Here is a 13,951-nt window from a genome sequence, read left to right on the forward strand (position 1 = left end):
CCTGCTGCCACAGTTTATCATAACTGGAACCAATCCAGATTTTAACTGAAAACGCTTTTTAGTTTGAAGGATGAGAGGGAACTGGTTTTCACCGTTCCGCTATTGTCAAATTTACCCCTTGTTTTCCGAACGTTGCCAGTCTACGCAATCTAACTTCCTTCTCCACTGGAATGTGGGTCATACTGAATCGCTGCCTGTTAATGTCAGAACACTAAAATGCCCGATCGGAAGGGGGACGTCTGGCAGGCGGATTTTCATTACGCGGTCTCTGACTTCCACCTGTGACACGCGGAGCAGAGACGTCAATGCGTCGTCCCGTTCCAGACGACGTTGTATTCTTGAGAAGAACCACATCAGGAATCCGCAGTCGATCTCGCTCATACTTATAATCGAGAAAGCCTTGACCACCAAACAAGCTATCAGAATTACCATCGATAAAATTGACTCGCACCTTACCGTCTGAGTAGATTTCTTTGACAATACAATCCTGCCAGTCATACTGAGAATTAATTCCCTGAAGCTGCATCCCTATCGTGAGTACTGTTCCCGCGGTGACAGGTGAATAACCCTCTTTATAGAGACCTTCTTTCGCTTTATTCAATTTCCACTCCCGAGCATAACGACCGCCAAAAGTCTGTGAGTTTACAACAAGAACATCGATAAAGTTTCCTAAACCAGACTCATTCTTGAGCCGATTGATTTCCTGCGTCAGACGAACGGAGTGCTGTATGCGTTTCTGCTTGAATTCTCTGGCAAACCTACTGTGTTCTTCTTTCACTTCAGGCGGCAGTTGCATCACGGCTTTAATATCATCCTCGTCTTCAACAATCACCCAATCATCGAATTCTGCAGAAATGATTGCCAGCTCTTTTGCGATCTCATTCAGTCGGGGAATAGCGGCCTTTGCCTGTTCACTATTTTGAAAAGTGTTAATCAGATCGATCTGCTCATTCTGATAATACTCCAGATCTTTTAAAAGTTTATCGTTAGACCGGGACATCCCCAATGTGCCTCCAATATCCTGCCAGTCCATGAAGAACAGACCGTAGATCACAGCCAGCCCGGCAGCACCGAATAAAACAACGCGGAGCATCGATTCGTTACGCTTCCTGGCATTTTTCCGGGAGCCGGTACGTCGTTTTTCCTTCGGCTTAGAAGCTTCAGCCATGTGTTCTGAGGAAGGTCGCTTCTTGCGACGACGACGGGGATAAGGAGTACTCACAGAGGGAACACTTTCATCCAGACTCGATTCAACTTGAATAAACAATGGTCAAGTGATACGGGTCCATTCTATATACACGCGTAGCTACAGGTCAACAATTGAATACACTGTTTGACAAATTGAAACTCGAGAGCGCATCACGTTAAACCATAGCGACTCTCGCTCGATTAGACCCGGTTCAAACGGACCTGGAGACGCTACAGCAAAACTGGCCACAGTCTCGACGGATTTCACTTCCCGTTAAGAATCTCCACCTGTGCGGGCGAACTGGGAGCGTCGAGCAATTCCAGTCGCAGCACATCTCGTTCGGGGGTAAGATCAATCGCGAAGGTCAGGCGGTGCACGCCTTTCGTCAGTTCGATTTCGGTCTCCGGCTTGAGGACGATCGGTTTTTCTCCGAGCCACATTTTCAAACCATCCACAGAATCAAATTTCAGAATCGCCTTGCCGGGGGAAAGCGCTTCCAGTTCGCAGCGGACAAACGCCGCGCCTGTCGCCCTGTTCGAGACATGCAGCTTACCAATCTCGTCAAACTTGCGGACAGGCAGACTGCCATCCACGCGGCTGTAAGCCGGTTCCCAGACGAAGGCCGGGTTCTCAGTCGCTGCAGTCGCATGTCGTGTCCGGCGAATCGCATTCATGGCGCCCGGCGTCCCTTTCATCACCCGCCAGCGACGCACCACGCGGTCCTTACTCACCGTGTAGGCGTCGGTTTTCCCCAGCTCCGTCAGAAATCGTACCAGGTCAGTCAATTCGGGCTGTGTCAGTTTTTCCAGCAGGCCCACCGGCATCAGTGAGGCAGCCGGTGCTTCTTCGTCGATCTGGTCCAGGGGGATATTGATGATGTTATTATTCACATCCCGCAGCACAAGCTGACTGTCGGAACGTCGCACGAGTACGCCCGAAAATACTTTTCCCTGCAGCGTCACCACTGTGACCGCGTTATAATTTTCTTTAACCGCTTTATTCGGATTGAGCAGCGAGTCGACAATGTAATCCGGCTGGGAACTGCCCCCCAGGCTGATCAGGTCAGGACCGACTTTGCCGCCTGCGCCACCAATCGCGTGACATTTCAGGCACGACAGATCTTCCCGACGGAAGATGGCTTCCCCACGCCGCGCATCTCCTTTTGTTTTCACAGCATGGATCATGTCAGCCATTTCTTCAGGTGAAAGATTGACCGGCTGAGGCGCTCCGCTGCTGGATAATCCCCCGGCCACGGCAATCGCTTTGGCCAGTTCCGGGTTCGAACGGCCCGTCGATTGAATCGAGCGTCCCAGGTGAATCGCGGCATCTTTGGCGATTGTTTTTCCCTTCAATGCATTCACCAGCACGCCTGTCCCTCCCTTGCGCTGCAGGAAGATATTTGACAACGCGGCTAATTGATCCGGTGATGTCACCGTCTGCATCAGATCAACCGTCTGTGTGGCAGCCAGTTTGACATTCATCTCCGCCAGCGCAGCAACTGCGGCTATCGACAGGGCTTCTGACTCTGCGCTCTTACTCTGTTTCAGTAACAACTGCTGGTTTTCTTTGCCTCCCAGCCGAGCCAGAGCATAGAGACTTGTCTTTCGCAATTCGAGACCGGTCTGATCCGACTGCGCCAGTTCACGAATGGGTTGCTGCAAGGAAGCGATTTTCCAGAGTCCCGCACATTCAATGGCCGCCTGCTGTACTGCCGGGTTTTTGGAACGGAACAGCTGCTGCAGCGCTTCCAGTTCGCCCGTAGGACGTATCTTTCTTGCCTGGACAGCCTGGGCCAAAGTACGCAATATTGCCGCCTGGTGACCGGGCTTCGTATCCGGCTTGAGAGCCAGTTCATATAGCTGCTGCAGATCGCCGGCATTAGCAAATTTACCCAGCAGATTCAGACTCGTCTGAAGTTCGCTGTCCGGAATCTGGCCTGTCTGAATCAGTTTTGTAATTACCGGAGCGACTTCAGGAGAATTGACGGCCGTTAATGCAAACAGCAACTTCTTCGGATGTTTTTGCAGTGTCGACGTTCCTTCCAGCACCTGCGGCAGCCAGATCGATTTGGTTTCGCGGGTCGTCAGCCACAACGCGTAATCCAGAAATTCATCAGCCGGGTGATCGAGTGCCTGGTAGGCGTCTGTCAACACAGTCGGTTCGTCGTACAACGAAAGGGCACGGACTGCTTCCAGACGCACGCGGGGATGTTCATCGTTCGCCAGCGGCGCGATCATTGCATAAGTCCCGGGTAGTTTGTCTTTCCAGTGCCGGGCAACGCGAATGGCGGCAGCACGGGCGCGACCATCTTTCGCAGACAGACATTGTTTCAACAACTCAGGCTGCACACTGCTCAGGCTTTGTGCGACCCACAGTCCTTCCAGTTGATTGTGTTCAAACTGCGGATCCTGAGGATCGAGTGCTTTCAACCAGACTTTCAGGTCGGCTTCCACTTTTTCCCGGCCCCGCTCCCGCAGTACGTTCTTGGCGTTCTGTCGCGTCCACTCTTCGGGCAATTTTAAAGCTTCCAGCAGTTCCTGGTTTGACGCATCCACCAGCTGCGGTCGTGGTAATGTCGGTTTGCCTTTGTAGGTGACTCTCCAGATGCGACCATGCGTATGATCGCGGCGGGGATCGCGAAAATCCACTTCGCCGTGCTGAATGATCGGATTATACCAGTCGGCAATATAAATTGCCCCATCGGGGCCCATCTTCACATCAATCGGTCGAAAGGCAACATGATCGGTTTTGATCAGTTCGACCTGCTCGCGCGAAACATAGCCGGCTTCATTTTCGGTTACGACAAAACGGCACACACGATGACCACGAAAATCGTTGGTAATCATGTTCCCCTGCCAGTCATCGGGCAGATGACGGCCGCTGAGGATCTCCAGTCCACAATGTTTGGGAGAGCCCAGATTCAGTCCTTTCAGAACCCGATCCATGCCGACCGCGGTCACAAAAGCTGCGCCGGGAAATGTGTAATTGATTCCATGACCATAGGCACCGTCCGTGCAGAATGACTGCCCCCAGCGATCAAAGTGATGGCCCCAGCTGTTGACCATGCCCCGCATGACCACTTCCAGATCCATGGTCTCAGGTTGATACTTCCAGATGCCTCCGCCATTCAAACGGCGTACGCCATACGGTGTTTCGATATGGCTGTGAATATAAATCGACTGATTGAAAAACAGTTGTCCTGCCGGTCCGCGGCGGAGTGTGTGTAGAATATGATGCGTATCTTCGGTTCCAAATCCGGCCAGCTCTGTTTTGCGAACATCGGCTTTGCCGTCGCCATCAGTATCTTTCAAAAACAGCAGTTCGGTACTATTTCCGACATAAGCACCTCCATCACCGGGTATGACCGCCGTGGGAATCAACAGGCCATCAGCAAAGACTGTGGTTTTATCAGCGGTTCCGTCTCCGTCCTGATCTTCCACCACCAGAATCTTATCGTTGGCTTTTTCACCCGGCTTGATGTGTGGATAAATTTCAGACGAGGCAATCCAGAGTCGCCCCTGCGCATCAAAGTTCATCTGAATCGGTTTGGCGATCTGCGGATCAGCGGCGTACAGATTGACCTCGAATCCCTCAGCCACTTTGAACGACTTGCGTTCCAACTCCGGATCCGGCGGCGGAATATCCGTCAGGTCTCGCTGGGCTCGCACGGTCGTAGCAGAAAACAGGCACAACAGACAAATGGAACTGAGGACAATACGTTGAAACGGCGAAGCGGCTTGATTGATCACAGGAACGATCCTTGCAGAGATCTATAACAGGTCGGGATATTTTAGCGGGTCGGACTCTTTCAGAGACAGCTAATGCGAAGAAACCAGGCTGTGGATGGCGGCTTCTTTGGCTTCGATTAACGGAATGAACTGCGGGAGCTCTTTGGCGTTTTGCCCCTGTTCGTGTTTTCGGAAACCCAACAGATAGGTAATATTCTGTGGACGCCAGTTATAAAAATATTCACGGTTCTTATCGAAAGTCAGCCGGGTCACTTCATCAGCCACAGCAGGTGACAGTTCAATCGGTTTCAATCCGAGATCAACGGCAATGATGCCGGCAGCGCGTTCGTAGCCCCCTTTGGTCAGATGAATCCCGTTGGTCGTCCACTCTAAACCGGGATCTCCTTTTGGTTCCGGAATCAACTGCGAATAAAAATCGACAAAATAATGATCTCCCTGTTCCGCAGTCTGCTGCAGAATATCGGCATACAGCTTCAGGTCCTGGTTATGGCTCTTTGGGTCTGGCAGCGGTGCGCCTTCGTTTTCATATCGGTGTGGCGAAATGAAAATCAATTTCGCGCCCGTTGGTTTCAGATCGCTGATCAGTTTCTGTAACTGGTTCTGAAACGCAGATAAGCCCGCTTTACCGGCGAAGGCTTCGTTCCCCCCGTATCCCAGCAGAATGTAGTTGGGTTTGAGATCATTGATCTGCTTGATCATGCGCTGGTAACCAACGGCCGGCGGATCAAAAATACCCCGGGACTCCGCCCAGACCGTATCTCCACTCCAGCCCAGATTGCGAAACGAGAGTTTCGCCTGGGGGAAACTGCGTAGAAACACGCTTTCCCAGCTCCCGAACTTTTGAGCTCGTTCGATCATCGTGTTGCCCAGAAAAATGATCCGGTCTCCCGATTTCAATTCCAGGGCAGGAGGTGCCGCGGATGCGAATGGGGCTGAGAAAAATATAAAGAGAAGCAGACAGACGGTGAGACGCTGATTCACGGAGAAACCTCAATAGCTGTAGTTGAGAAGCGGATAGTTCTACTACGCTAAAATAACAGGCTGTGTGAGTTACAGCAAATCAGGAAATATAAAAAACAGGACAGGAACCGACGATTCACAACAAATGCTCATCGTATCTGTTTAATTAGTCTTGTAAAGATATCGCGTCACTTTCTGCAATTGAAAGCGCTGATGACCGCCCGATTCTCATGATTCCTGACCCTCTTCCTCCCACTCGCGTGTTGTAAATACGGTGGTATTCGGATCGGAGTTCAGCTGGATATCCTCAAAGTAGTCTGTTTCGACTTCCTCAATCCAGAGCCGCAGTTCATTTTCATAATCGCTGGGCAGATCACTTTTGACGAGCAGGCGATGAAACTCTGCCGCACCATCTTCCCCCAGGTCTGCTGCTTCGGCTGACGGAAAACGTTCTGCCGGGTCGGGATGAACCAGGCGATGAATCAGTTTCATCAACGGTTCACTGAGCGCGAACTCTTCTGCGGGAAACCACTGGGGAAGCTGTTGCAGAATATTCTGTTTGGCTTTAATGAGCTGTGCATATTTCAGATTTGCAAACGGTTGAAATCCGGTGATGACTTCAATCAGAATATATCCCAGGCTGGCCAGGTCGGACTGGGGGGTTGCCCGTCCTCCGGACAGGACTTCCGGAGCCGCATATGTTGGTGTACAGGGTTGCGTGGAAGGCAGATTATTCAAATCTATGGCGGATCCAATATCAATAATCTTGGCATTCCCGCTCCGCTTGAGCATGATATTTGCAGGCTTCATATCACAGTGGATGATATTGTTACGATGCAACGCCGCCAGCGCTGCCAGGCATTCGCGCAGGATCGCCACAGCGATTCCCGGCTTCAGTCGCGGCTGCTGAACCCCTTTGGTAAAAACATTGTTGTTGATGTTTCTCCAGCGACGGGACGTAACCTGTTCACGAATCTGCTTGAAGGTTGCCGGCGTCAACAGACTTCGCAAGTCGTACCCGTCGATCCACTCCATCTCCATGATGTAGACCTGGTTTCTTGTGACAAAATTCTGTACAGCAACCAGGTGATTCTCCTGAACGCGGGCAACCTGCGCCGCGACCTGCGACAGTCGAGCCATCTCGGACTGATAGGCTGCTGAATCAGCATAGCGTTTGGGAGAAAATAATTTGAGAGCGACGGGAATCTGGAATCCATCCGCACCTTCCCGCGCACTCAGGTAGACCACACCCTGACCACCAACCCCCAGGCACCGGGAAAACACACGTTGATTGTGCCACTCCAGAGAATTACCGTCGAGCAGGATCTGATATTGCTGGTCTAGTTCATCCAGCGAAACAGGATGTAAAGATTCATTAGTAGTCAAAGGAATTCCGCATCAATAAAGGGATCAAATCCCTCCCGATAACATTCAGGCGGAAATCGTTTCGGCGACCGGTAAGACCGCTTTGATTTGAAATTCAAAGTGTCGAGGGGTCTGAAGCAGAATGATTTCAGATTGAATAGTAATTCGAGAGTATTCTGGATCGCGTATCATAATCCAGAATCGGCGAATGTGAAATTGGCGGCATTCTTTTATTCTGGATCGATTTAAAATAATTGTTGCTTTTTTGAAGTGAAGTGATAAACAATAGACATTAAAGGCACACTGAAACTGGCCCGGTCACAGGAATCGTATCACATCCTGTGAGCAAAAACAGGGCGGAGTTCCCGAAAGTACTGGTTTGGACAAGATACCGGACCGTCAGGTTCAACACTGTTTTTTACCGGTCACCAGTTTCTAAAGTTCAGGATACTTGTTCAAGGAGCAGGACAATGATTGCGACTGTCAAATCAACATTAAACGCGCAATCGATTTCACAACTGATTGATGAAGTGGGTAACATTCTGGAAGCGGGAGAGGGTTGCTGGAAAGTGGAATACAGTAAGCGAGTCCTTTTTCTGATTGTCGATGAAGAACATGACCGCGTCCGCGTCATGACGCCCATCCTCAAAGAGGAAGACCTGGAAGAAGACGATCTGTGGGATGTGATGGAAGCCAACTTCGACCGTTCCCTGGATGCCCGCTATGCAATCGGCGATGGCGTCCTCTGGTCCGTCTTCCTGCATCCACTCAATGACCTGAGCCGCACACTCTTCCTGGATGGCCTGGATCAGGTCGTCACGCTGGCCAATAATTTTGGCGGTTCGTTCTGCAGCAGCGATATCGTATTTGGTTCAGAATAGATCCAGTCCTATTTGCGACGTTCAATCATCCTGCTCATCAATGATCAGCGTGCAGTCGGGCAGGCTCTCCAGAAATTTTTCACCATAGCGTTTGGTGCGCACGCGCGGATCGAGAATCACGACCTGCCCGTAATCACTGGCGGTCCGAATCAGCCGGCCAAAGCCCTGTTTTAATTTGATGATCGCTTCCGGTATCTGGTAATCCATAAAAGGATTTCCCCCCCGGTTCCGAATCGCTTCGACCCGGGCCTCCAGCAGTGGATGGTCGGGAACACTGAAAGGGAGCTTGGTGATAATGACGTTGGTCAACGCATCGCCGGGCACATCGATCCCCTGCCAGAAACTGTCTGTCCCGAACAGAACCCCCCGCGGATTATTGCGGAACCGCTCCAGCATCAGCGAACGAGGCAGACCATCACCCTGCAGATACAAAGCCAGGTTGTGTTCCGACAGCCAGCCACTGATACGATCGGCACACTGCTGCATCATTTTATAACTTGTAAACAGAGCGAAGGCATGACCGTCGGTCTGTTCGATGTACTGCTTTAATTTCTCTGCAACCGCCGCTTCATACGCCGCCGGGTTTTCCCCTGGATCGGGCATCGCAGCGGGCAGAATCAGGCGTACCTGCTCCTGGTAGTTAAACGGACTGCCCAGTTTCAATTCTTCAGACTGAGTCAATCCAAGACGGGAGCGTGTAAAGCTGAAATCCTGATCGCCGACCGCGAGGGTCGCTGAAGTCAAAATGACCGTCTGCGCCTGGTTGAACAGTTCATCACGCAGCACCGGCCCGACATCCACCGGCGCATTGACCATTTTCACCCGCTGATGGCGCCCACGTGTGGCTTCCACCCAGTAGACCGAATCCGCTTCCGCCTGTTGAGTCAGCCAGCTGTTTAAGGAGTCACCCAATGCAGTACACCGTTCTGCCGCGGCCGACAGTTCGATTTTCTCTTCTTCATTTTTCAGCGTAAACGCGTATTCCGCGATGCGGGCCGCCAGTAATCGCATCTCCTGTGAAACGCAATTTTCAATCGGAGGCAGTTGTCTGATCCGACGATTGGCCAGTCCGGAACTATCCTGCCATTCCAGCAGGTGATCGAATAAATCTTCCACCATGAATCGCAGTCGCGTCACATGCTGCTGACAGTCAACCAGATTGTGATGCAGCAGCAGTCCTTTCTGGGTACGATCGTTATACAGCTTATTAAACAGATAATCGAACTGACTGTTCGTAATCGACAGTCCCAGGTGATCACCGGCGACGGCTTCAATGGTATGCGCTTCGTCCAGAATCACGGTATCGTAATCGGGAAGAATACTGCTCCCCTCCCGGCGAATCGCCAAGTCAGAGAAAAACAGCGCATGATTCACAACCAGCACGTCAGCATTCCAGACGCGTCTGCGTGCCCGGTAATAAAAACAGTCGTTGTAAGTCGCACAGCGTTTCCCCAGGCAGTTGCCGTGCTCGCTCTGAATTTCATCCCAGATTTTAGGGATAGGCCGAAACTCCAGATCCGCACGACTGCCATCGGTTGTTTTATGGGACCACTGCACGATCTGATCCAGCTGGCTTAGTTCCTCTTCTTTCGAAAAAGTACTGCCCGCCCGCTCAACGGCACCTTTCAATCGTCGCAGGCTGATATAATTTGATCGTCCTTTGACCAGAACCGCAGAAAATTCTACAGGAAGTACAGCATTTAAAAACGGGATATCGCGGTGAATCAGCTGTTCCTGCAGGCTGATCGTATTGGTCGAGACAATCAGCCGCTTCCGGTCTTTCCCCGAACGGGTTTCATTCTGCTTGCAGGTCGCCAGGATCGCAGGGACCAGGTAAGCGAAACTTTTTCCCACCCCCGTTCCTGCTTCGACCAGCAGATGCTGTTTCTGATCAATCGCTTTGGCAACGGCTTCTGCCATCTCCAGTTGTTCGGGACGGTGCTCATATTTTTCGAGCCGCTGCGCGATCTTGCCATCGCTGCCGAGAATAGAAAGTACATCTGTAGTCAAAGCGGACCTCATCCGGTGAGATTGAACAGCAGAACCAGTGATCTTTCAGAAATGTTCTGCCAGTATTATTTTTATTTTTTGCGGCGGAAACAGACCACACAGATATCATCTTTCTGCATGGAATCGTTGCGAAAAGATTCCACATCCGAGAGCAGCCCCTTCACGAGCGGCTCGGCGGCGTCGGGTCCCGACTTCAGATATTTGACCAGTCGATCCTTATGATACAACTTGTTATCCTGGTCCATGGCTTCCGTAACGCCATCGGTATACAGCAGCAGGGTATCCCCTTTCTCCAGGGTGATCGTTTCCACATGAAACACCTGCTTTTTCAAAACCCCCAGGGGCATCCCCGACTTATCCTGGGCAATCGGTTCGACACTGCCATCCGACGTTTTCCGCAACAGGGGGGCCATATGCCCTGCATTGACGATGGACACTGTATGTTTTTTAGGGTCCAAGACCGCCAGTACGAAGGTGATAAAACGCAGCCCCACTCCACTCGAAGCGATTTCTGTATTCAATTCCGCCAGCGCTTTGTCGGCTGTATTTCGTGATAATACCTGATACCGGGCTGAAGCATACAACCGCGCCATCAAAATCGCGGCGGGGACACCTTTCCCGGCCACATCTCCCAGAGTCACCGCCAGTTTTCCACTGGGCAATTCAATATAGTCGAAATAATCGCCGCCGACACTCTGGGCTGATTCGTAATAATCAAAAAATTCATACTCTTTATATTTCGGACGATTGTGAGGCAGCAATCCCAGCTGAATCTGATGCGCAAATTCCAGGTCGCGTTCAATATCCCGCTGTTTGACCAGATCTTCATGCAGCTTCGCATTTTCGACCGCCAGGCTCGCCTGCTGTGCAATCGCCACCAGCACGTCCAGATCGTCTTTATCAAACTGCTGGCCGATATCGCGGGTGGCAATCTGGATCACTCCCAGAATATCCCCTCCCTGAGAGACGAGCGGCACGCACATCATGGAGCGAATCCGCAGGGAAGTAATACTTTCACTCATTTTAAAGCGATCATCTTCGACCGCATCCGCACTTAGAATTGCTGAGCCGCTCATAATCGCCTGGCGGACAATCGTCGTACTGATACGAATTGAATCTTCATCTTCAGTACGTCTGGCTTTGGTTGCTTTCACCACCAGTTTTTTTCGCTCCGGGCTCTGCAGCATGATAAAACCCTGATCCGCAGGGGGAAATATCTTGAACAGACCATCCAGAATACGTGGCAGTACTTCATCCAGTTTTAAAGCGCGACTGAGAATCTGGCTGATTTCCAGTACGGCATGCAGCTTGACTTCCGGCTTGACGTTGATTCGTAAATGGCTGCTGGTATTCAGATCCAGCGAGCTGATGATGGAAGACCCATCCAGCACGCCATCAGCAGGTTCCGTGTCATCCAGTGAAAGATGAGAGTCCTGTTTCAGTGACTGATTCGCGACTTCCAGTGTCTGCTGAATCGCGGAATCTATGAAATCAGGAGATTGCTGATAGTCCAGCAGGAACTGCATCTGGATGTCACAGATACTGATCGTATCGTTCTCATGCAGTTCGGTACGCCCTTCAATGACAGTTCCGTTCAACAGTGTGCCATTGCGACTGTGCAGGTCCTCCAGGTAAAAAAAGCCATGGCTCTCCAGAATCTGGGCGTGATAACGACTGACGGCGACATTATCGAGCACAATCTCACAATTCGGGTGGCGTCCCATAATCACACGGTCGCCATTCAGCTCGACGATCTGTTCGGGAACCTTCCCTTTGAGTATTTGTAAAATCGCCACCGTTGTGCCCGACTAGACTGGAGTTTGACTGATAAAGTTGAACAAACCGGTACCGAGACTCTGATCTGAATCTGCCTTCAAATCTCACAGATCCAGAAAAACTCTCGGCCCATTCAGTACAAGAGCTTATTATATAACATTTTCTGAAAAATGACAGCGCTTCCGTCAAGGAGACTCCCGAAGATTCTCAGAACACCTACCGGCATGGCCCCCGATATCAGGGAGTAAAATTCTGCTCTTCTTCGCTCTGTAATGACTCGAACAGTTTTTTATAGTCTTTCTTCTCAATTTCAGGAGAATTCTGGTTCCATACCAATGCGTCATAGACGATCTCTCTCAATTCGCCATCCAGTTGCTCCTGGTGGTTATTCACATAAAGTTCCCAGATATCCTGGGATTTTCGCGGATGACCATTCAGGCTTTCCAAGACAAGCAGACCCGCATAGCCATTGGTAACCTGTTCAGCCTGACCCGAATTGACCAGTTCCTGAAAAATCGCCTTGGCTTCCTCATACCGTCCCGGCCTGATTAACAAAACCCCCAGGCGGATTTTAGCCTTGGGTGTATAGATTTCATTATCCGGAAAATTGCTGATGACGGCCTGCCAGGCATCTTCGCTGACACCCAGACGGGTCGCCAGAAAGAACTGCCTGGATGCATTTTCTTCATTAGGGATAAACGACGGTTCCGAATCCTCATTGCCGGAGACCGTGAAGGGCGCCTCCAGCGGATTACCAGGACGATTCACCCAGCCGACCGCAGCAGCCACGCCTCCCAGACAGAAGGATGCGAGCACAAATGCCAGCAGCTGTTTCTGAAAACTTCGGTTTCCCTGGAAAGGGAGCATTTCACTCCAGCTGCGTTTACGAATCCCCGGACTGTCTTCCGATATCTTTTTGATTTCCTGCATTAACTCAGCCGCGTTCCCGGGCCGTTTGTTCGGATCTTTTTCCATCATCCGGTGCACCAGGTTGCATAGTTCTTCAGGTAAATCGGGGCGACGTTTTTTCAGTGGGTAAGCTGCTTCGTTCAGATGCTTGACAGCTATCGACAAAGCCGTCTCACCGTGAAAGGGAGGCTTACCTGAAATCAGATGATAACAGGTCACTCCCAGCGAATAGATATCGCTCCGCTGATCGAGGTTTCTGCCGTTGACCTGCTCCGGGCTCATATACAGGGGGGTTCCCATCGTGGTCCCCACCTGGGTCAGGTTCACCCGTTCTTCCGTCTGACCAATCTGTGCCAGACCAAAGTCAGCTACCTTGATCAGTTTTCTAGAGGTGATCATGATATTTTCAGGTTTGATATCCCGATGCACGATCCCCTTTTCTGCCGCAGCATTCAAGGCAGCAGTAACCTGTCGCATGATCCGTAAAATCAAGGTACAGTCAGGCGGAGTATTTCGCGCCAGATGTTCTTTCAGATTGACGCCTCGCACATATTCCTGCGCGATATAATGCGTTCCCTCAAAATCACCTGTCATATAAACCTGGACAATATTGGGGTGGGTCAATCCGGCGGCGGCTTTGGCTTCCCGTTCAAACCGTCTGACGTGCGTCTCATCACTCATCAGCTCACTGTGCATGACTTTGATGGCAGCCTCACGTTTAAGCGAAACCTGCTCGGCCAGATACACGGTTGCCATTCCCCCCTGCCCCAGCTTACGTAAGATCTTGAAATCTCCCAGCTGTTTGCCAATCAGACTCCCTGATTCTACAGGGGGATGTATCTTTTGTGTGGTCTCACTGGAACGATAGATGGTTTCCTGTGTGGAATCAGCTTCTACGAAACTGCCCACTGGGGGTAGACGCAACCCCTCCGGCTCACGAGGGGGAGAGACAGAGCGATCGTCAGGGGTTTCTGCTGAAACCTTACTGGTCTTATTCTGCGGCTTTTCAGATGGCATAAGTTGTTATCTGGCAGTATCGTAAGTCGTTTGATCACTGAAAGAAAGCAGCACACTCTCTCCATAATAGAGGTGATACCCTTTCAGGTATAGAG

The 13,951-nt window shown here is 51.1% G+C and carries 8 protein-coding genes; 1 reads left to right on the forward strand and 7 read right to left on the reverse strand.

Annotated elements, in window-relative coordinates:
• Positions 1-211 precede the first annotated feature (211 nt).
• The 4 genes from GmarT_RS18945 to GmarT_RS18960 all read right to left on the reverse strand — a co-directional run bounded on the left by GmarT_RS18945 (position 212) and on the right by GmarT_RS18960 (position 7,284).
• The gene (locus GmarT_RS18945) at positions 212-1,222 is read right to left on the reverse strand and encodes a tudor domain-containing protein (RefSeq protein ID WP_149303099.1); all 1,011 of its coding nucleotides are present in this window, start codon (positions 1,220-1,222) and stop codon (positions 212-214) included.
• A gap of 230 nt (positions 1,223-1,452) precedes the next feature.
• Complete coding sequence (locus GmarT_RS18950) at positions 1,453-4,938, reverse strand: PVC-type heme-binding CxxCH protein (protein ID WP_002646264.1); 3,486 nt, start codon at positions 4,936-4,938, stop codon at positions 1,453-1,455.
• A gap of 69 nt (positions 4,939-5,007) precedes the next feature.
• On the reverse strand, positions 5,008-5,919 hold the full coding sequence (locus tag GmarT_RS18955; protein WP_002646263.1) for a GDSL-type esterase/lipase family protein: 912 nt from the start codon (positions 5,917-5,919) through the stop codon (positions 5,008-5,010).
• 207 nt (positions 5,920-6,126) lie between these two features.
• The gene (locus GmarT_RS18960; protein WP_002646262.1) at positions 6,127-7,284 is read right to left on the reverse strand and encodes a serine/threonine-protein kinase; all 1,158 of its coding nucleotides are present in this window, start codon (positions 7,282-7,284) and stop codon (positions 6,127-6,129) included.
• A gap of 449 nt (positions 7,285-7,733) precedes the next feature.
• On the opposite strand from GmarT_RS18960, the gene GmarT_RS18965 reads away from it, so the two are divergent.
• On the forward strand, positions 7,734-8,144 hold the full coding sequence (locus tag GmarT_RS18965) for a hypothetical protein (RefSeq protein ID WP_002646260.1): 411 nt from the start codon (positions 7,734-7,736) through the stop codon (positions 8,142-8,144).
• A 21-nt stretch (positions 8,145-8,165) separates the two neighbouring features.
• On the opposite strand, the gene GmarT_RS18970 is transcribed toward GmarT_RS18965, so the two are convergent.
• The 3 genes from GmarT_RS18970 to GmarT_RS18980 form a co-directional block, all read right to left on the reverse strand.
• Positions 8,166-10,166, reverse strand: coding sequence for an ATP-dependent DNA helicase (locus tag GmarT_RS18970; protein WP_002646259.1), 2,001 nt, complete (start codon positions 10,164-10,166; stop codon positions 8,166-8,168).
• A 59-nt stretch (positions 10,167-10,225) separates the two neighbouring features.
• The gene (locus GmarT_RS18975) at positions 10,226-11,950 is read right to left on the reverse strand and encodes a SpoIIE family protein phosphatase (protein ID WP_002646258.1); all 1,725 of its coding nucleotides are present in this window, start codon (positions 11,948-11,950) and stop codon (positions 10,226-10,228) included.
• A 217-nt stretch (positions 11,951-12,167) separates the two neighbouring features.
• On the reverse strand, positions 12,168-13,856 hold the full coding sequence (locus tag GmarT_RS18980) for a serine/threonine protein kinase (RefSeq protein ID WP_002646257.1): 1,689 nt from the start codon (positions 13,854-13,856) through the stop codon (positions 12,168-12,170).
• Positions 13,857-13,951 lie beyond the last annotated feature (95 nt).

Source organism: Gimesia maris, from assembly GCF_008298035.1.
GTDB lineage: Bacteria > Planctomycetota > Planctomycetia > Planctomycetales > Planctomycetaceae > Gimesia > Gimesia maris.